Here is an 18,613-nt window from a genome sequence, read left to right on the forward strand (position 1 = left end):
CCTAGCACTCGTGAGGCGTCGGGGGAACGCGCACGATGACCGGCATGGAACCGATCTCTCTCACCGAGGCCCTGGCGTCCTTCACCGATCGGTGGAGCCCCCGCATCGTCACGACCGTCAACGACTACGACGTCCGCGTGGCGAAGGTCGCGGGCGAGCACGTCTGGCACACCCACGACAACACCGACGAGTTCTTCCTGGTCCTGGAGGGCGAGTTGCATATCGCGCTGCGGGGTGAACGCACGGTCGTCCTGCCCAAGGGCTCGGTCTTCACGGTCCCGCGCGGCACGGAACACCGGCCGTATGCCCCGGTCCCGACGGAGATCCTGCTCCTGGAGCCGACGGGTACGTCAACGGTCGGCGACCGGCATGGGGAGATCCCGGGGCATGTGGACGCGACGACGGGTCATGCGCTGGGGTGAGTTTTCACTGCCGTGAGGAGGGCGTTCAGGGCTGTGGGGGTGGGGGAGAGAATCGCCGCGACTGCGGGTCGTGGTCTACGACGGTGACGAGAACCCGCCGGCGATAAGGGAATTGGCGACGGACACGGCGGAGCGGGCCGGTGGCCGGGGCCTCTACCTGGTGGACACCGTCACGGAGGGCCGCTGGGGCCACGGCCCGGACATCCCGTACGGCGGCCAACGGCATCCGGAGGGGAAAGGGGTGTGGTTCGACCTGCCCGTACAACACCCCACCGCACCCTGACCGGTGATGATGAAGTCATGACCGCCAGCTCACGCGCCCTGTCGTTCGATGCGGCCGCGGCTCAGTACGCGGCAAGTCGGCCCTCCTACCCAGCCGAACTCTTCGATTCCATCGAGGAGTTCGCGGCCTGTCGCCTCGCGGGTGTCCGGGTCGCAGACGTGGGTGCGGGCACCGGAATCGCCACCGCCCTGCTGCGGGAGCGGGGCGCCGAGGTGATCGCTGTCGAGCCCGGCGAGGCCATGGCCGGCGAGTTCCGCCGGGCGCTCCCGGGCCTGCCGATCGTGCGGGGCGACGGTAACGCTCTGCCGCTCGCCGCCGCTTCCCACGACCTCATCACCTATGCGCAGTCCTGGCAGTGGACCGACCCCGCCCGGTCCGTCCCGGAGGCGTTGCGCGTCCTGCGAGCGGACGGCGCGCTGGCGATCTGGTGGAACACCACGGCCTTCGACGTGCCGTGGATCCGCGATCAGCACGAGCGCATCGCGCGCCACTGCGGGGTGGAGCCCAGGTCCGCGGTGCGCCCCACGGACAGCGAGGCCATCCGGCTGGCGGGCCTGACCGGTCTGCGAGTGACGCGCCGCCAAGTGCGCTGGAGCCGCACGGTCTCTCTGGACGTGCACCTCGCCAACATCGGCAGCCGCTCGGCGTCCCTCGTCCTTGACGAGGCCGACCGTCGGGCCTTTCTCGTCGACGAGCGCGAGCGGCTGAGCCAGGCTTTCTCCGGTGAGGAGGTGGAAGAGACCTACGTGGTCGATCTCCTGGTGGCGCTCCGCCCCTGACGCCGGGCCGGACTGTCAGTGGCGAGTGGCACCCTTGATCCCATGACCGACGCATCCCCCGCCCCCCGCACCCGCGCCCGAGTCCGCGCCCCCCAGCTCACCGGCAAGGGTGGCTGGCTGAACACGGGTGAGAAGCAGTACACCCTCGCCGACCTGCGGGGACGCATCGTCATCCTGGATTTCTGGACCTTCTGCTGCATCAACTGCCTGCACGTCCTCGACGAGCTGCGCGAGCTGGAGGAGAAGCACCGGGACACCGTCGTGATCATCGGCGTGCACTCGCCGAAGTTCGTGCACGAGGCCGAGCACCAGGCGGTCGTCGACGCGGTCGAGCGGTACGGCGTCGAGCATCCGGTGCTCGACGACCCGGAGCTGGCGACCTGGAAGCAGTACGCCGTCCGCGCCTGGCCGACGCTCGTCGTGATCGACCCGGAGGGGTACGTCGTCGCGCAGCACGCCGGTGAGGGGCATGCGCACGCCATCGAGCGGCTGGTGACCGAGTTGGAGGCCGAGCATGCCGCCAAGGGCACGCTCCGGCGCGGCGACGGGCCGTACGTGCCGCCCGAGCCCGAGCCCACCGTCCTCCGCTTCCCCGGCAAGGCGATCGCCCTCCCCGGCGGGACCTTCCTGGTCAGCGACACCACCCGGCATCAACTCGTCGAGCTGGCGGGGGACGGGGAGAGTGTCGTGCGGCGGATCGGGTCCGGGGCACGCGGCCTCGGCGACGGCACGGCCGACTCCGCCGCCTTCAACGAGCCGCAGGGACTGACCCTTGCCGAGGACGGGTCCGTCCTGGTCGCCGACACCGTGAACCACGTCCTCCGTCGCCTCGACCTCGCCACCGGTGCCGTCACCACCCTCGCCGGCACGGGCCGCCAGTGGATGCAGGGCGAGGCGACATCGGGGCCCGCCCGCGAGGTCAGCCTCTCGTCCCCCTGGGATGTGGCCCAGTGGCAGGGGAAGGTGTGGATCGCCATGGCCGGTGTCCATCAGCTGTGGGTCTACGACCCTGCCGACGACACCGTCTCCGTCACCGCCGGCACCACCAACGAAGGGCTCGTCGACGGGCCCGGCCCCGAGGCCTGGTTCGCCCAGCCCTCCGGGCTCGCAGCCACCGCCGACCGGCTCTGGCTGGCCGACTCCGAGACGTCCGCCCTGAGGTGGGTGGATCTCGATGGGGGCGTCCACACCGCCGTAGGGACGGGGCTTTTTGACTTTGGGCATCGCGATGGTGCTGCCGAACAGGCCCTGCTCCAGCACCCGTTGGGCGTCACCGCGCTCCCTGACGGCTCGGTCGCCGTCAGCGACACGTACAACCACGCCCTGCGTCGCTACGACCCCTCGACCGGCCAAGTCACCACGCTGGCCACGGACTTGCGGGAGCCGAGCGACGCCGTGCTCGTCGGGGACGAGATCGTCGTCGTCGAGTCGGCCCGGCATCGGCTGACCCGGCTGCGGTTGCCGGAGGAGGCGGTGCGGGTCGAGTCCGTGGCCCATCGGACGCAGCGCGCGGCCACCGAAGTAGCCCCGGGCGAGCTGCGGTTGGAGGTTGTCTTCCAGGCGCCGGCCGGGCAGAAGCTCGACGCACGGTACGGGCCCTCGACGCGGTTGCTGGTCTCCGCCACCCCGCCCGAGCTGCTGGTCGCGGGCGAAGGCGCGGGTACGGACCTGAACCGCACCCTCGCCCTCAACCCGGCTGTCGCCGAAGGCGTGTTGCACGTATCGGCCATGGCCGCGTCCTGCGATGCCGACCCTGCCAACGAATACCCCGCCTGCCATGTCCACCAGCAGGACTGGGGTGTTCCGGTCCGTCTCACCGAGGGCGGGGCGGACCGTCTTCCCCTCGTGCTGGCCGGGATGGACGACCAGGACGCCTGAGGCCGGCCGGCAGGTGTCAGCGGCGGCGCGGGCGCGGGGCCAGCTTGTAGAGGGCCATGCCCGCCGCCACCAGCGTGGTCGCCGCCACCATCATCGCCATGCTGTTCAGCCACAGGCCCGTCGCGGCCAGCGTGGCGCCCCCGGCGCCGGTGGTACCGGCCCCGACAACTCTTCCGTACATGGATGTCTCTCTTTCTTCGTTCTTCAAGCGTGGGTTCGTGAGGGGTGGGCTAGGTGGCCACCCACTTCTCCTCGCTGCGGCGGACCAGGCCCCACAGCGAGGTGAAGTAGACGGCGTGCTGGAACAGGTCGTAGAGCATCTCCGGGATCATCAGCGCGGCCACCAGGACCGCCACGGGTCCGGCGCGGCGTACGGAGACGGTCTTCTCGACCACGAAGATCAGGCCGATGGCGGTCCAGAGCGGGGAGAGGCCCGGGAAGCCGTACATCGTGGTGTACGTGACCATGAAGGTCAGGTAGACAAGGAAGGACAGCGCGCCGAAGCCCATCAGGAACTGCTGGAGGAAGTAGCGGGCGGTGACCTTGGTCCAGCCGTAGTCGCGGAGGTTCTCCAGGGCGCCGCGCTGCCAACGCAGGCGCTGGTGCCAGAGTTTGGGGAGGCTGGTCATGACCTCGGTGGTGACCGCGCAGCCTGCCGGGGACAGGGCGCGGTAGCCGAGGGTCTTGACCGCCTTGGTCATCTCGTCGTCCTCGGTGAGGGAGGCGAGGCTGTAGTAGCCGGTGCCGCCGCCGATCCGCCCCGAGTGGCGGGCGCCCTGGACCTCGCGCAGAACGCGGGCGCGGAACATGGTGCCGGTGCCGGTGAGGACCTGGGCCTTGCCGCCGGTGCGGTCCAACTCCCAGGCGTAGCGCTGGAACTCCATCCGCTGGAGCAGGCCGAGGAGTCCGCCGCCCGGTTCGCCGTAGAAGACTCCGCCGACGGCGCCGACCTTGCGGTTGAAGGTGGCCGTCGCGGTCTCGCTGAACCAGGGGTTGAGCACGGTGTCCGCGTCCTGGACGAGCAGCAGGTCGCGTTCGTCGAGGTGGGGCAGGACCCAGTCGATGGCCTGGTTGAGGGCGCCGGCCTTCTTGTGGGTGTTGCCGTGCGTGGCGAAGACCTCGGCGCCGTGCGAGGCGGCCACGGCGGCGGTGTCGTCGGTGCAGTTGTCGGTGACGACGACGATCAGGTCGGGTTTGCGGGTCTGCCGCCACAGGCCCTCGATGGCCGCGCCTATGCGGTCCGCTTCGTTGTGGGCCGGTATGAGCACCACCAGCCGTGGTTCGAGCACGGCAGCACCCCCCCCGTGGTGATCGTGAGACGGGCCCGGGGCTGCCTCTCCCCGGACCCTTAACTGCACGAATTCTTCACGAGGTTCACACAACCGCACAATGCGCCCCGAGTCACGGATTGCTCACGGTTGTCTGTGGATGTCGTGTGCGGGCGATTACGCCCGAGTGTCCAGGGTGCACCACCTGGTTACGCGGCTCACGCCCCGTAGCCGCCCCGGTACCCGCTACGCGTCTCGTCGTCCTCGACGACCGTCGTCTGTCCCGGTATCAGCACCCGCCGACGCCTGGCCATGCTGCTGAACGTCACGACGCCGATCAGCCCGACGATCATGAGGATCACGCCGACCAGGTCGAGATTTACCCCCTGCATGTGCCAGTCGGTCGCGAAGGTCAGAATCGCGCCGACGGCGATGAGGATGATGCATCCGCCCAGGCCCATGAGTGTCGCCTCCCTGTCCGGTCCGGTCGGCCCGGTCGGCCTCCGGGTACCCGGGAAGACAACACCCATGCGCCTGTGGTCAGTTGGCTAGCCCTCCAGGAACGCCGTCAGCGAGTTGGCCAGCAGGAACGGGTCCTGGTCGCCGCAGAGTTCGCGGGCGCTGTGCATGGAGAGGATCGCCACGCCGATGTCGACGGTCTTGATGCCGTGCCGGGCCGCGGTGATCGGGCCGATCGTCGTGCCGCAGGGCATGGAGTTGTTGGAGACGAAGGTCTGGAAGGGCACCCCGGCCTTCTCGCAGGCGGCGGCGAACACCGCGCGGCCCGAACCGTCCGTGGCGTAGCGGTTGTTGACGTTGACCTTGAGGATCGGTCCGCCGTTGACCCGCGGGTGGTGCGTCGGGTCGTGCCGCTCCGCGTAGTTGGGGTGCACCGCGTGGCCCGTGTCGGAGGAGAGGCAGACCGTGCCGGCGAAGGCGCGGGCCCGGTCCTCGTAGGAGCCGCCGCGCGCGAACACCGACCGCTCCAGCACCCCGCCGAGCAGCGGCCCGTCCGCGCCGGTGTCCGACTGCGAGCCGTTCTCCTCGTGGTCGAAGCCGGCGAGCACGGGGATGTACGGCAGGTTCTCGCGGGCGGCGACGGAGGTGAGCGCGGCCGCTCCGGCGTGCAGGGACAGCAGGTTGTCCATGCGCGGACCGGCGAGCAGCTCCTGGTCGCGGCCCAGGTAGGCGGGCGGCTCCACGGAGTGCGTCATCAGGTCCCAGCCGGTGACCTCGCCCGGCGCGAGCCCCGACTCCTCCTCCAGGAAGGCGATGAGGTCGCCGTCGCGGACGTCGTCGTCCATGCCCCAGATCGGCTGGAGGTGGCGCTGCTTGTCCAGCTTGAGACCCTCCGCCGACACGGAACGGTCCAGGTGGATGGCGAGTTGGGGCACCCTGAGCAGCGGCCGGTCCACGTTCACCAGGCGCGTCGAGCCGTCCCGCAGGCTCAGCCGGCCGGCGAGGCCGAGGTCGCGGTCGAGCCAGGAGTTGAGGAGCGGGCCGCCGTAGATCTCGACGGCGACCTGGCGCCAGCCGTGCGCCCCGGTGTCGGGACGCGGCTTGACCCGCAGGTTCGGGGAGTCGGTGTGCGCGCCGATGATGCGGAAGGAGGTGTGGGGGGCCGCACCTTCGGGGACGAACCAGGCCACGATCGCGCCGCCGCGCAGCACGTACTTGCCGCCACTCGTCCCGTCCCAGGCGTCCGTCTCGGCGACCTGCCTGAATCCGGCCTTCTCCAGCCGCTCGGCGGTGTTCGCCACGGCGTGGTACGGCGTGGGGCTCGCCGCGAGGAAGGACATCAGGTCGTCGGTGTGGCCGCGGTCGAAGCGGGAGGGTTCGCTCATGGGGTTCACCTTAACGACGTACGAGGGCCCGCTCCCGGCGATGGGAGCGGGCCCTCGTAAGGGCGATGTGGGGTTTCGCGAAGCTGTTCCGGTGCTGTTCCGGTCTGTCCCGGAACGTGTTTTCCTGCTGGCTAGAAGGCCGCTTCGTCCAGTTCCATCAGGTCCAGCTCGACACCCTCGGCGACCTTGCGGGCCAGGGTGACACCCGGCAGGACGTTGGCCGCGAAGAACTTCGCAGCCGCGATCTTGCCCGTGTAGAAGGCGCGGTCCTTGGCGGAGGCCGTCTCCAGCTTCTCGGTGGCGATGGCGGCGCCCTTGAGGAGCAGGTAGCCGACGACCACGTCACCGGAGGCGAGCAGCAGGCGGGTGGTGTTGAGGCCCACCTTGTAGATGTTCTTGACGTCCTGCTCGGTGGCCGCGAGGTCGGTGAGCATCAGACCGACGATGGCCTCCAGCTCGACGGCCGCCTTGGCGAGGTGCTCGCGGGCACCGGCCAGCTCCTCGCCACCCGTGCCCAGCGCGAGGAACTTCTTGATGTCCTCGGCGAGGGAGTTGAGGGCCGCGCCCTGGTTGCGGACGATCTTCCGGAAGAAGAAGTCCTGGCCCTGGATCGCGGTGGTGCCCTCGTACAGGGTGTCGATCTTGGCGTCCCGGATGTACTGCTCGATCGGGTACTCCTGGAGGAACCCGGAGCCGCCGAAGGTCTGCAGCGACTGGGCGAGCTGCTCGTAGCCCTTCTCAGAGCCGTAGCCCTTGACGATCGGCAGGAGCAGGTCGTTGAGCGCGTGCTCGGTGGACGCGTCCTCGCCCTCGGCCTCCTTGACGGCGATCGCGTCCTGGATCGACGCGGTGTAGAGGACCAGGGCGCGCATGCCCTCGGCGTACGCCTTCTGTGTGATCAGCGAGCGGCGCACGTCCGGGTGGTGGGTGATGGTCACCTTGGGCGCGGTCTTGTCGCCGAAGGCGGCGAGGTCGGGACCCTGGACGCGCTCCTTGGCGTACTCGAGGGCGTTGAGGTAGCCGGTCGACAGCGTCGAGATGGCCTTCGTGCCGACCATCATGCGGGCGAACTCGATGATCCGGAACATCTGCCGGATGCCGTCGTGCTTGTCGCCGATCAGCCAGCCCTTGGCGGGGTGGCGGTCGCCGAAGGTCATCTCGCAGGTGTTGGAGGCCTTGAGGCCCATCTTGTGCTCGACGTTGGTCGCGTACACGCCGTTGCGCTCGCCCAGCTCGCCGGTCTCGACGTCGAAGAGGAACTTCGGCACGAGGAAGAGGGAGAGCCCCTTGGTGCCCGGCCCGTGACCCTCGGGGCGGGCCAGCACGTAGTGAAGGATGTTCTCCTCCATGTCGTGCTCACCGGAGGTGATGAACCGCTTCACGCCCTCGATGTGCCAGGAGCCGTCCTCCTGCTGGACGGCCTTGGTACGACCGGCACCCACATCCGACCCCGCGTCGGGCTCGGTGAGCACCATGGTCGAACCCCAGGTCCGCTCCACCGCGAGCTGCGCGATCTTCTTCTGTACGTCGTTGCCCTCGTCGTAGAGGATCCCGGCGAAGGCCGGGCCGGAGGAGTACATCCACACGGCCGGGTTCGCGCCGAGGATCAGCTCCGCGTACGACCAGATCAGGGACGGGGGAGCCGTCGTACCGCCGATGGCCTCGGGGAGTCCCAGCCGCCAGTACTCCGACTCCATGAAGGCCTTGTAGCTCTTCTTGAAGGAGGCGGGCACCGGCGCGGTGTTCGTCTCCGGGTCGAAGACCGGCGGGTTGCGGTCGGCGTCGGCGAAGGACTCCGCCAGCTCGTTCTCCGCGAGGCGGGTCAGCTCCTCCAGGACGCTCTTCGCGGTGTCCGTGTCCATCTCCGCGAACGGACCGGTGCCGTACAGCTTGTCGCGCCCGAGGACCTCGAAGAGGTTGAACTCGATGTCGCGGAGATTCGACTTGTAGTGCCCCATGGCGACGACTCCGTAAGAGATATGTGCAACGAGATGCGTTCAGCGATGCGTCAAAGATGTGTACCAAGTAGTACCTACGATGATGCTACCCGTCGGTAATAAGAAGCAACCCCAAGCCGTCCATCTGTGACTCAGTACTCTTGCTCGCATGTACGGCTACGACCAGAACGTGGGCGCTCAGCAGGGGTACGTCCCGCCCCAGCAGCAGATGGCCGGTGGCGTGGGCGGCTACGGCCAGCAGCCGCCGCTCTACCCCGAGCCGTCCCCGCCCTCGCTCGCGGACGCGGTGCGCGCCTTCACCACCGGGCAGATGGCCGCCGAGGACTTCCAGCAGGTCTTCGCGACCTCCAAGGTCTACTGCCCGCGCGGCGACAACCCGGGCTTCCTCGCGCTGCACAACACCCAGCAGCCGGTGATCCCGATGTTCACCTCGCTCAAGGAGCTGCGCCGCTACGCCGGCAAGGAGTCCAAGTACTTCGTGATCACCGGCGCCGAGGTCATCGACCTGCTGCCGACCGGCTACGGCTTCGTCGTGGACATGGAGGGCGAGCACCGCATGGTGTTCGACGCGAAGGCGGTCGAGCAGATGGTGGAGTTCGCGATGCGCCGGATGTACGGCTGACGACGGCCGACGACGGCTGACGACGGCCCGTCGTACGGAACGCCCGGAGGGAATGCCCTCCGGGCTTCTTCTGTTGTGGGGTAGCAGAAAGTTCAACGCTCAACTAAACTCGACGCACAAGGAGGTCCCGACATGCCTGCAGTGACCGTAGAGAACCCGCTGACCCTGCCCCGCGTGGCCGCGCCGGCCGACGCCGTGGCTCGTCCCGTGCTCGCCGTCACGACCGCACCGAGCGGTTTCGAGGGTGAGGGCTTCCCGGTGCGCCGAGCGTTCGCCGGGATCAACTACCGGCACCTCGACCCGTTCATCATGATGGACCAGATGGGCGAGGTGGAGTACGCGCCGGGCGAGCCCAAGGGCACCCCCTGGCACCCGCACCGCGGCTTCGAGACCGTGACCTACATCATCGACGGCGTCTTCGACCACCAGGACTCCAACGGCGGTGGCGGCACCATCACCAACGGCGACACCCAGTGGATGACGGCGGGCGCGGGCCTGCTGCACATCGAGGCGCCGCCGGAGTCCCTGGTCGTGTCCGGCGGTCTCTTCCACGGGCTCCAGCTCTGGGTGAACCTCCCGGCCAAGGACAAGATGATGCCCCCGCGCTACCAGGACATCCGCGGCGGCCAGGTGCAGCTCCTGAGCACCCCCGACGGCGGCGCGCTCCTGCGGGTCATCGCCGGTGAGCTGGACGGCCACCAGGGCCCCGGCGTCACACACACCCCGATCACGATGGTGCACGCCACCGTGGCCCCGGGCGCGGAGCTCAACCTGCCCTGGCGCGAGGACTTCAACGGCCTCGCCTACGTCCTGGCGGGCAAGGGCACGGTCGGCGCCGACCGCCGCCCGGTCCACATGGGCCAGACCGCCGTGTTCGGCGCCGGCTCCTCCCTGACCGTGCGCGCGGACGAGCAGCAGGACGGGAACACTCCGGACCTGGAGGTCGTCATCCTGGGCGGTCAGCCGATTCGCGAGCCGATGGCGCACTACGGCCCGTTCGTGATGAACACCCGCGAGGAACTCCAGCAGGCTTTCGAGGACTTCCAGAAGGGGCGGCTGGGGACGATTCCGGCCGTGCACGGGATGTCCGAGGGCGGCCTGTAGGTCTCAGCGGACCACCGACGCCAGGGGCCCCGTCCGGAGAAGGACGGGGCCTCTGGCATTGGTCGTTCGGCCGGGGCTCGGCACCATCCCCGCCGTCCACGGAAGGGCCGGGAGCGGGCCCCAGGCCTGACCCCCCGTCACCCGGCCGGGCCGCCCCCACAGGCCCGCCCGCCGCACGCGTGATCGGCTGGGACCGTGCAGCTCCTCCCCGGTCCCGTGCGGCAGCTCGCCGCCTGGTGTGTCGTCATCCTGCTAGTCGCCGGGGTCGTCTACGTCGGGATCCGGCTCTGTGTCGAGTTCAGGACCGCTGTGACGCCCGTGCTGCTCGCGCTGCTCGGGACCGCGTTGCTCGGGCCGTTGTACCGGCGGCTGGTGAGGGCCGGGGTGAATCGGTCGGTGGCCGCCGGGGTCACCTGTGTCGCTGTTGTCGCCGTGGTCGGTGGGGCCGTGTACATCGTCGTGGCCGCGCTGATCGACACCGGGGACCAGATCGTGGCGGCGGTCAAGGACGCGGGGAACTCCGTGGCCGACCACTTCGGGGCCGCCGGGACCTCGCTCGACGACCTCGCCTCCAACGCGCAGGAACTGCTCGCCAAGTTCGGCGGGACGGCCGCCTCCAACGTCATCAGCGGGGTCAGCGTCGTCGGCGAGGCCATCGCCATGGCCGTACTGGCGCTGCTGCTGGTGTTCTTCTTTCTGCGGGATTCGCATCTCGCTACCGGGCTGCTGCGTTCCCTCGCGCCCGGTGGTACCGCCGACACCGTCGAGGCCATGGCCCGGCGGGCCTTCGAGGGTGTCGAGGGGTTCATGCGCGGGACCACCCTCATCGCCCTCATCGACGCCCTCTGCATCGGCGTCGGGCTGCTCGTACTGGATGTGCCGGGTGCGCTGGGGCTCGCCGCGCTCGTCTTCGTCGGGGCCTACATCCCGTATCTCGGCGCGGTCGTCTCCGGTGCCGTCGCCGTGCTGGTCGCGCTCGCCGACCGGGGTGCCGTCATCGCCCTGTGGGCCCTCGGGATCGTCCTCGCCGTGCAGGTGCTGGAGGGGCATGTGCTCCAGCCGATGATCCAGAGCCGGACCGTGCAGATGCATCCCGCGGTCGTGATGATCGCGATCACCGCCGGGGCCTCCGTGGCCGGCGTTCTCGGCATGCTCCTCGCCGTACCGCTGACCGCCGCAGCCTTCGGGGTCGTCCACGAACTGCGGGAGCGTTACGCGTCCCAGGACCCGAACTCCGGGTCCTCGACCGGGCCGTCCCCGGCGCCGTCGGACTCGTAGAGCTCGAACCAGATGCTCTTGCCCTCGCCCCTCGGGTCCACGCCCCAGGTCTCGGCGAGCAGTTCGATCAGGAGCAACCCGCGCCCGGAGGACGCCAGTTCACCGGGCTGCCGCTTGTGCGGGAGGTCGTCGCCGGCGTCCGTCACCTCGACCCGCATCCGCCGCTCGCCGGGCTCACCGGCCACCTCGGCGGTCAGCAGGGCGTCGGCGTCGGTGTGCACGAGGACGTTGGTGAGCATCTCGGAGACGAGCAGGACCGCGGAGTCGATCTGGTCGGCGCCGGCCCAGTCGTGGAGGAGTTCCCGCAGCTGCTGCCGGGCCTCGGCGATCCGCTCGGGCTCGGCCTGCGCGACCGTGAGCACCGTGCGGCGGATCTTCGGCGGGACGGCCGTCGTGTCGCCGCAGCCGCAGGCCTCGCCCTCCCGGGACAGCAGCAGTACGGCGATGTCGTCCTCGCGGCGGTCCGCGAGCGGCCCGGTGGTGTGGTGCGAGGAGGGCCCGTGGACGGCCTGCACCAGCGCGTCGGCCAGTTCCTCCAGGTCGCCCTTGTGCTCCTCCAGGATCGTCCGGATGCGCTGCCAGCCGGTCTCCAGGTCGTGGCCGCCGGTCTCGATCAGCCCGTCGGTGCAGATCAGCATGGTCTCGCCGGGCTCCAGGGCGAGCGTGGTCGTCGGATAGTCGGCGTCCGGGTCGATGCCGAGCGGCAGACCGCCCGCCGTGGGCCGCGTCAGCACCGTCCCGTCCGCCATCCGTATCGCGGGGTCGGGATGGCCGGCGCGGGCGATCTCCAGGACCCCGGTCGTGGGGTCGGCCTCGACGTACAGGCAGGTCGCGAAGCGCGGGTCGGTCTCCGCGTCGCCGTCGGTGATGCCGTGCAGGAAGCGGGAGGCGCGCGAGAGCACCGCGTCCGGGCGATGGCCCTCGGAGGCGTAGGCACGCAGGGCGATACGGAGCTGGCCCATCAGCCCGGCGGCCCGCACGTCATGGCCCTGTACGTCCCCGATGGCCAGCGCGATGCGGCCGGTGGGCAGCGGGATCATGTCGTACCAGTCACCGCCGACCTGGAGCCCGCCACCGGTCGGTATGTAGCGGGCGGCGACGCTCATGCCCGGGATCTCCGGGCCAAGGGTGGGCAGCATCGAGCGCTGGAGTCCGTCGGTCAGCTCGCGCTCGGACTCGGCGACTCCGGCCCGGGACAGGGCCTGTGCGAGCATCCGGGCGACCGTGGTGAGGACGGACCGCTCGTCCGGTGTGAAGGCCACCGGGTAGGTGAAGGCGGCCATCCAGGCGCCCATGGTGCGGCCCGCCACGGTCAGCGGCAGGAACGCCCAGGACTGCCGGTGGAAGTGCTGGGCGAGCGGCCAGGTGACCGGGTAGCGGGACTTGTACTGCTCGGGCGAGGAGAGATAGACGGCGCGGCCGGTCCGTACGACCTCGGCGGCCGGGTAGTCCGTCCCCACCGACATCTGCGAGAAGGGGCCCTCGTCGCCGGGCTGCTGCCCGTGATGGCCGATGATCGTCAGTCGGTCGCCCTGCACCCCGAACACGGCCAGACCGTCCGGCGAGAAGCCCGGCATCGACAGGCCCGCCGCGACCCGCAGCACCTCGGCCGTGGACCGCGCCTCCGCCAGCGCCCGGCCCGCGTCCAGCAGGAACGCCTCGCGCGACCGCCGCCAGTCCCCGGTGACCGCCGTCCGCCCGGCCGGCGTGCCCGGCGTCGGCTCGGTGACCTCCTGGAGGGTGCCGATCAGCTCGAACGACCGCTTCTCGGGGTCGTACGACGGCTTGGAGCGGCTGCGGACGACACGGATCACCCGGCCCCGCTCGTCCATGATCCGGATGCGGACCTCGGCGAGAGTGCCCTCGGCGACGGCGAGCCCGACGACCCCGGTGATCTCGTTCCAGTCGACCGGGTGCAGTCGGGCCCGTGTCTGGACCTCCGTGAGGGTGGTCTGCTCGGCGGGCAGCCCGAGCAGCCGGGCGGCCTCGGCGTCCACCGTGACCAGCTCCGAGGCGGTGTCCCAATGCCACAGACCGGTCGCGAGGGCGGCGAGTACCTCCCCCACGGCTGGCAGGGGCTCACCAGTGCGCATTGCCCCACTCTAAGAAGAGGAGATCGATAAGTGCCACCGATGGAGCCCGCCGGAGTCCGCGGTTAATGGTGGGGAGGCGATCAATGGGTGGCCGGTACCCTTGGGAGGTCCGGGCTCCGGCCTGGACGTTTCACGTGAAACAGAACGTGATGAACAGAACCGGCAAACAGACCCCGATCCGCGAAGGCTGGATGAACGACGATGCATCGGTACAGGTCCCACACCTGCGGCGAGCTCCGCGCCTCTGACGTCGGCACCGACGTCCGGCTGAGCGGCTGGCTGCACAATCGCCGAGACCTGGGCGGCATCCTCTTCATCGATCTGCGCGACCACTACGGCATCACGCAGCTCGTCGCCCGCCCCGGCACGCCCGCGTACGAGGCCCTCGACAAGGTCAGCAAGGAGTCGACGGTCCGCGTCGACGGCAAGGTCGTCTCCCGCGGCACGGACAACGTGAACCCGGACCTGCCGACCGGCGAGATCGAGGTCGAGGTCGGCGAGGTCGAGCTGCTCGGCGCCGCCGCCCCGCTCCCCTTCACGATCAACACCGAGGACGGGGTCAACGAGGAGCGGCGCCTGGAGTACCGCTTCCTGGACCTGCGTCGCGAGCGCATGCACCGCAACATCATGCTGCGGTCCTCGGTGATCGCCTCGATCCGCTCGAAGATGGTCGCCCTCGGCTTCAACGAGATGGCCACCCCGATCCTCTCCGCGACCTCCCCCGAGGGCGCGCGCGACTTCGTGGTGCCGTCCCGGCTGAACCCGGGCAAGTTCTACGCCCTTCCGCAGGCGCCGCAGCAGTTCAAGCAGCTGCTGATGATCTCCGGCTTCGACCGCTACTTCCAGATCGCGCCCTGCTTCCGTGACGAGGACGCCCGCGCGGACCGCTCGCCGGGCGAGTTCTACCAGCTCGACGTCGAGATGAGCTTCGTCGAGCAGGAGGACGTCTTCCAGCCGATCGAGAAGCTGATGACGGAGCTGTTCACGGAGTTCGGCGGCGGCCAGGAGGTCACCTCCCCGTTCCCGCGCATCCCGTTCCGCGAGTCGATGCTGAAGTACGGCTCCGACAAGCCGGATCTGCGCGCCAAGCTCGAACTCACCGACATCACCGATGTGTTCGAGGGCTCCGAGTTCAAGGCGTTCGCCGGCAAGCACGTGCGCGCGCTGGCCGTGCCGGATGTGTCCGCGCAGCCCCGCAAGTTCTTCGACCAGCTCGGCGACTTCGCGGTGACGCTCGGCGCGAAGGGCCTGGCCTGGGTCCGCGTGACCGAGGACGGCTCGCTGACGGGCCCGATCGCGAAGTTCCTCACCGAGGAGAACGTCGCCGAGCTGACCAAGCGCCTGTCGCTGGCCGCCGGCCACGCGGTGTTCTTCGGCGCGGGCGAGTTCGACGAGGTCTCGAAGATCATGGGCGCGGTCCGCGTCGAGGCCGCCAAGCGCGCCGGGCACTTCGAGGAAGGCGTCTTCCGCTTCTGCTGGATCGTCGACTTCCCGATGTACGAGAAGGACGAGGAGACCGGGAAGATCGACTTCTCGCACAACCCGTTCTCGATGCCCCAGGGCGGTCTGGAGGCCTTGGAGACCCAGGACCCGCTGGACATCCTGGGCTGGCAGTACGACATCGTCTGCAACGGCGTCGAGCTGTCCTCCGGCGCGATCCGGAACCACGAGCCCGAGATCATGCTCAAGGCCTTCGAGATCGCGGGCTACGACCGTGACACCGTCGAGGAGCAGTTCGCCGGCATGCTGCGCGCGTTCCGCTTCGGCGCCCCGCCGCACGGCGGGATCGCCCCCGGCGTCGACCGCATCGTCATGCTGCTCGCGGAGGAGCCGAACATCCGCGAGACGATCGCGTTCCCGCTCAACGGCAACGCCCAGGACCTGATGATGGGCGCGCCGACGGAGCTGGACGAGACGCGACTGCGGGAGCTGCACATCTCGGTGCGGAAGCCGCAGCCGAAGTAGTCCGCGACCGGCGGGAGTCAGGGCTCGAAACCGACGACGGTTTCGAGCCCTTTCGCGTGCGCACAGGATTCACAGCTCTTTCTCATGTTCATGTCAGGTTTCTCACCTCTACGGTCCGGGGGCATGACGGATTCCCAAGCACCCACGGATTCTCAAGTCCCCGAAGACAGAGGACGGTTGGCCCGCCGTACGGTCCTGGTGGCCGGGGGCGTGGCGGTGACGGCGGTCGGCGTCGGCGGCACCCTCGCGGCGAACGCCTCAGCGACTCAGCAGCACGAGGCCCGGGACGCCTGCTACACGCTCACCTCGGAGCTGGTCGAGGGCCCGTACTACATCGACGCCGACAAGATCCGCCGCGATGTGACGGAGGACCAGCCGGGCATCCCGCTCGTCCTCGACCTCAAGGTGATCGACGCGGAGACCTGCAAGCCGCTGCGGAACGCGGCCGTGGACATCTGGCACTGCAACGCCACGGGCGTCTACTCGGGCTATGAGTCCGGCGGCGGTGGCGGCCCCGCCCCCACGGGCGCACCGCCCTCCGGCACCCCCACCGGCGCACCCCCGACCGGCGGCCCCGGCGGTGGCGGCGGAGGCCACCAGGAACCGACCGACGACGACCGCTTCCTGCGCGGCACCTGGCACACGGACCGCCACGGCGAGGTCACCTTCCGGACCGTCTTCCCCGGCTGGTACCAGGGCCGCTGCGTCCACATCCACGTCAAGGTCCACGTCGACGGCACATGGACGGACGCCGGCTACGAGGGCGGCCACACCTGCCACACCGGCCAGTTGTTCTTCGACGAGAGGGCGGTCCTGGCCTCGGCGGCACTGGAGCCGTACGCCTCGAACACGACGACCCGCACCACGCTCACCGAGGACGGGATCTATCCCCAGAACGGCCATGAGGGCGGCCTGCTGTACCTCGCGTACGACCGGCGGCGGATCGGGCGGGGCGTACGGGCGCGCCTGACGCTCGCGGTGGCACCCGACGAGACGAACGACGGGACGGGCGGCGGCGGCCCGGCCCCCTCGGCGTCCGCCTCACCGTCGGCCACGACAGGCTGACGGGACGCACGCCCCGCACCCGACCTCGTACGTCCCCTTCGGCCCCCCGCCATGGAAACCTCGCAGCGGATGCACAGGAATATCGACATGCCCGCACAGAGGCAGGGAGTGTCATGGACGTACGAGGTCGGAACCGCCCGGCCCCATGACCGTGTGAAGGCTGGGAGGAAGCGATGGGATACATCGTGCTCGCACTGCTGTTGATCGTCGGGGCGACGTTCGCCGTCATCGTGCAGCGCCGCTCGCACGGGGAGCGGGGCCAGTCCGACCTGGACGCCGAGGTCGAGGCCAGCGGCTGGGTCCTGCGGCTCGGCGCGAGCCTGTCCGTCCCCGAGGCGCGGATCTGGGCGGGCGCCGGCGAAACGGCGACCCGCGCGCTGACCGCCGCCGCGGAGTGCCACCGCACCGCCGGACTCCAACTCACCGAGGCCCACACCGCGGACGAATACGCCCGGGCGACCCGCACGGCGCAGGAAGGCCTCGCCCATATCGCGGCGGCGCGGGCGGCGTTGGGGAGTGGGGCCGCGTACGCGGACTCGACGGCGGCCTAGGGCCTGTCACCGGCTCGCGGGATCAACTCCCGTCCCGCCGAACGAAGTTTCTCCGCGACCACGGCAACCTTCTTGATCCCGACGGCCACTGAGGAGTCGTAACCCCCTCGTCGCACCGAAGGACTCCCCCGTGGCAACCGCTTCCCCCGCCCCCTCGCACCGCCGTTCCCTCCGCAAGCGCCGCACGGTCGTCGTGACCGCCGCCGTGGCCGTCGCGGGCGTCGGCGCCGGGTTCCTCGTGCTGAACGCGAACGCCGCCAGCACCTCCGTCGACCTGTACCACCAGACGCTCGCCGCCAAGGACGGCTGGGCGTCGTCCGGTACCGGTACCACCGGCGGCACGAAGGCCGACGCCGCGCACACCTTCACCGTCTCCACCCGCGCCCAGCTCGTGAAGGCGCTCGGCTCGGCGTCCGACACCACGCCCCGCATCATCAAGATCAGCGGCACGATCGACGCCAACACCGACGACTCGGGCAAGAAGCTGACCTGCGCCAACTACGCGGCGGGCACCGGCTATTCGCTCTCCGCCTACCTCAAGGCCTACGACCCGGCCACCTACGGCACCTCCAAGCTGCCCTCCGGCACGCAGGAGACCGCGCGGGCGGCGGCGCAGGCCGCGCAGGCGAAGAACATCGTGTTCAAGGTGCCGGCCAACACCACGATCGTGGGCGTGCCCGGCACCAAGGCCGGCATCACCGGCGGCAGCCTCCAGGTGAAGAGCGTCGACAACGTCATCGTCCGCAACCTCACCTTCGCCGCCACCGAGGACTGCTTCCCGCAGTGGGACCCCACGGACGGCGACACCGGCAACTGGAACTCGCAGTACGACGCCGTCACCCTGCGCGGCGCCACCCATGTCTGGGCCGACCACAACTCGTTCACCGACGCGCCGGGCCTGGACACCGCCGACCCGACGTACTACGGCCGCCAGTACCAGATCCACGACGGCGACCTCGACATCACCAACGGCTCGGACCTGGTGACCGTCGAGCGCAACCAGTTCACCAACCACGACAAGACGATGCTGATCGGCAGCAGCGACACCGACAGCGTCGGCAAGCTGCGCGTCTCCATCCACCACAACGTGTGGAAGGGCGTCGTGCAGCGCGCGCCGCTGGCCCGGATCGGCCAGATCCACATCTACAACAACTACTACGACACCACGACCCTCAACGGCTACGTCCTCCAGTACAGCGTCAACTCCCGTGCCAAGGCGCAGGTGGTGGCCGAGGACAACTACTGGAAGACGTCCGCGAGCCAGAAGGTCAGCAAGCTGTTCAGCGGTGACGGCACCGGGTCCATCGCCGGCAGCGGCAACCTCGTCAACGGCACGGCCACCGACCTCGTCGCCGCCTACAACGCTGCCAACTCCAAGAAGCTGCTGACGACCGTGAACTGGACGCCGACCCTCACGGCCGGCCTGGAGACCTCGGCGAAGAACCTGCCGACGGAACTCGCGACCACGACCGGGGCCGGCGTCCTGTCCTGACCGACTCGCCC

17 protein-coding genes are annotated in these 18,613 nt (G+C 69.9%); 11 read left to right on the forward strand and 6 right to left on the reverse strand.

Annotated elements, in window-relative coordinates:
* Positions 1-35 precede the first annotated feature (35 nt).
* From AB0M63_RS12035 to AB0M63_RS12050, 4 genes are all read left to right on the forward strand, one after another.
* Positions 36-422, forward strand: a complete 387-nt coding sequence (locus AB0M63_RS12035; RefSeq protein ID WP_366019276.1) for a cupin domain-containing protein — start codon at positions 36-38, stop codon at positions 420-422.
* A gap of 70 nt (positions 423-492) precedes the next feature.
* A complete protein-coding gene (locus tag AB0M63_RS12040; RefSeq protein ID WP_366019277.1) occupies positions 493-705 on the forward strand; it encodes a hypothetical protein in 213 nt (70 codons plus the stop codon).
* A 17-nt stretch (positions 706-722) separates the two neighbouring features.
* Complete coding sequence (locus AB0M63_RS12045; protein ID WP_366019278.1) at positions 723-1,484, forward strand: methyltransferase domain-containing protein; 762 nt, start codon at positions 723-725, stop codon at positions 1,482-1,484.
* A gap of 42 nt (positions 1,485-1,526) precedes the next feature.
* Positions 1,527-3,362 carry a thioredoxin-like domain-containing protein gene (locus AB0M63_RS12050; protein ID WP_366019279.1) on the forward strand — a complete coding sequence of 612 codons (1,836 nt, stop codon included), beginning with the start codon at positions 1,527-1,529 and terminating at the stop codon, positions 3,360-3,362.
* A gap of 16 nt (positions 3,363-3,378) precedes the next feature.
* On the opposite strand, the gene AB0M63_RS12055 is transcribed toward AB0M63_RS12050, so the two are convergent.
* The 5 genes from AB0M63_RS12055 to AB0M63_RS12075 form a co-directional block, all read right to left on the reverse strand.
* Positions 3,379-3,543 (reverse strand): hypothetical protein, encoded by a 165-nt coding sequence (locus AB0M63_RS12055; protein WP_355921980.1) that lies wholly within the window; start codon positions 3,541-3,543, stop codon positions 3,379-3,381.
* 49 nt (positions 3,544-3,592) lie between these two features.
* Positions 3,593-4,651, reverse strand: coding sequence for a glycosyltransferase family 2 protein (locus tag AB0M63_RS12060; RefSeq protein WP_355921983.1), 1,059 nt, complete (start codon positions 4,649-4,651; stop codon positions 3,593-3,595).
* 197 nt (positions 4,652-4,848) lie between these two features.
* Positions 4,849-5,091, reverse strand: a complete 243-nt coding sequence (locus tag AB0M63_RS12065) for a DUF6458 family protein (RefSeq protein ID WP_355921986.1) — start codon at positions 5,089-5,091, stop codon at positions 4,849-4,851.
* A gap of 87 nt (positions 5,092-5,178) precedes the next feature.
* A complete protein-coding gene (locus AB0M63_RS12070) occupies positions 5,179-6,474 on the reverse strand; it encodes a M18 family aminopeptidase (protein WP_355921989.1) in 1,296 nt (431 codons plus the stop codon).
* 131 nt (positions 6,475-6,605) lie between these two features.
* Positions 6,606-8,432: an acyl-CoA dehydrogenase gene (locus tag AB0M63_RS12075; RefSeq protein WP_355921992.1), complete on the reverse strand. Its 1,827-nt coding sequence runs from the start codon at positions 8,430-8,432 to the stop codon at positions 6,606-6,608.
* Positions 8,433-8,580: 148 nt separating this feature from the next.
* Here AB0M63_RS12075 and AB0M63_RS12080 point away from each other — a divergent pair, with 148 nt between their 5' ends.
* From AB0M63_RS12080 to AB0M63_RS12090, 3 genes are all read left to right on the forward strand, one after another.
* Entirely contained in the window at positions 8,581-9,054 is a 474-nt protein-coding gene (locus AB0M63_RS12080) for an SseB family protein (RefSeq protein ID WP_019073480.1), read from the forward strand.
* Between the two features lie 132 nt (positions 9,055-9,186).
* Positions 9,187-10,158, forward strand: a complete 972-nt coding sequence (locus tag AB0M63_RS12085; RefSeq protein WP_355921997.1) for a pirin family protein — start codon at positions 9,187-9,189, stop codon at positions 10,156-10,158.
* A 195-nt stretch (positions 10,159-10,353) separates the two neighbouring features.
* Positions 10,354-11,436, forward strand: coding sequence for an AI-2E family transporter (locus tag AB0M63_RS12090; RefSeq protein WP_355922000.1), 1,083 nt, complete (start codon positions 10,354-10,356; stop codon positions 11,434-11,436).
* Here the strand turns inward: AB0M63_RS12090 and AB0M63_RS12095 are convergent.
* Entirely contained in the window at positions 11,370-13,529 is a 2,160-nt protein-coding gene (locus AB0M63_RS12095) for a SpoIIE family protein phosphatase (RefSeq protein WP_366019280.1), read from the reverse strand. The two genes, AB0M63_RS12090 and AB0M63_RS12095, sit on opposite strands and share 67 nt — an antisense overlap.
* 201 nt (positions 13,530-13,730) lie before the next feature.
* Here AB0M63_RS12095 and aspS point away from each other — a divergent pair, with 201 nt between their 5' ends.
* The 4 genes from aspS (at position 13,731) to AB0M63_RS12115 (ending at position 18,602) form a co-directional block, all read left to right on the forward strand.
* The gene (aspS, locus tag AB0M63_RS12100) at positions 13,731-15,494 is read left to right on the forward strand and encodes an aspartate--tRNA ligase (protein ID WP_366019281.1); all 1,764 of its coding nucleotides are present in this window, start codon (positions 13,731-13,733) and stop codon (positions 15,492-15,494) included.
* Positions 15,495-15,617: 123 nt separating this feature from the next.
* The gene (locus AB0M63_RS12105; protein WP_366019282.1) at positions 15,618-16,559 is read left to right on the forward strand and encodes an intradiol ring-cleavage dioxygenase; all 942 of its coding nucleotides are present in this window, start codon (positions 15,618-15,620) and stop codon (positions 16,557-16,559) included.
* Positions 16,560-16,732: 173 nt separating this feature from the next.
* Positions 16,733-17,110, forward strand: a complete 378-nt coding sequence (locus AB0M63_RS12110; protein ID WP_355922009.1) for a hypothetical protein — start codon at positions 16,733-16,735, stop codon at positions 17,108-17,110.
* Between the two features lie 130 nt (positions 17,111-17,240).
* On the forward strand, positions 17,241-18,602 hold the full coding sequence (locus AB0M63_RS12115) for a polysaccharide lyase family 1 protein (RefSeq protein WP_366019283.1): 1,362 nt from the start codon (positions 17,241-17,243) through the stop codon (positions 18,600-18,602).
* Positions 18,603-18,613 lie beyond the last annotated feature (11 nt).

The sequence above is a fragment of the Streptomyces sp. NPDC051576 genome, from assembly GCF_040681835.1.
In the GTDB taxonomy this organism is placed as follows: domain Bacteria; phylum Actinomycetota; class Actinomycetes; order Streptomycetales; family Streptomycetaceae; genus Streptomyces.

Bases quoted from the DNA above. Each gene is read 5' to 3' on its own strand.
- AB0M63_RS12080 (WP_019073480.1), top strand. From the start codon at position 8,581: ATGTACGGCTACGACCAGAACGTGGGCGCTCAGCAGGGGTACGTCCCG.
- AB0M63_RS12105 (WP_366019282.1), top strand. From the start codon at position 15,618: ATGACGGATTCCCAAGCACCCACGGATTCTCAAGTCCCCGAAGACAGA.
- AB0M63_RS12075 (WP_355921992.1), bottom strand. From the start codon at position 8,432: ATGGGGCACTACAAGTCGAATCTCCGCGACATCGAGTTCAACCTCTTC.
- AB0M63_RS12095 (WP_366019280.1), bottom strand. From the start codon at position 13,529: ATGCGCACTGGTGAGCCCCTGCCAGCCGTGGGGGAGGTACTCGCCGCC.
- AB0M63_RS12035 (WP_366019276.1), top strand. From the start codon at position 36: ATGACCGGCATGGAACCGATCTCTCTCACCGAGGCCCTGGCGTCCTTC.
- AB0M63_RS12070 (WP_355921989.1), bottom strand. From the start codon at position 6,474: ATGAGCGAACCCTCCCGCTTCGACCGCGGCCACACCGACGACCTGATG.
- AB0M63_RS12045 (WP_366019278.1), top strand. From the start codon at position 723: ATGACCGCCAGCTCACGCGCCCTGTCGTTCGATGCGGCCGCGGCTCAG.
- AB0M63_RS12055 (WP_355921980.1), bottom strand. From the start codon at position 3,543: ATGTACGGAAGAGTTGTCGGGGCCGGTACCACCGGCGCCGGGGGCGCC.
- AB0M63_RS12065 (WP_355921986.1), bottom strand. From the start codon at position 5,091: ATGGGCCTGGGCGGATGCATCATCCTCATCGCCGTCGGCGCGATTCTG.
- AB0M63_RS12050 (WP_366019279.1), top strand. From the start codon at position 1,527: ATGACCGACGCATCCCCCGCCCCCCGCACCCGCGCCCGAGTCCGCGCC.
- AB0M63_RS12110 (WP_355922009.1), top strand. From the start codon at position 16,733: ATGGGATACATCGTGCTCGCACTGCTGTTGATCGTCGGGGCGACGTTC.
- AB0M63_RS12085 (WP_355921997.1), top strand. From the start codon at position 9,187: ATGCCTGCAGTGACCGTAGAGAACCCGCTGACCCTGCCCCGCGTGGCC.
- aspS (WP_366019281.1), top strand. From the start codon at position 13,731: ATGCATCGGTACAGGTCCCACACCTGCGGCGAGCTCCGCGCCTCTGAC.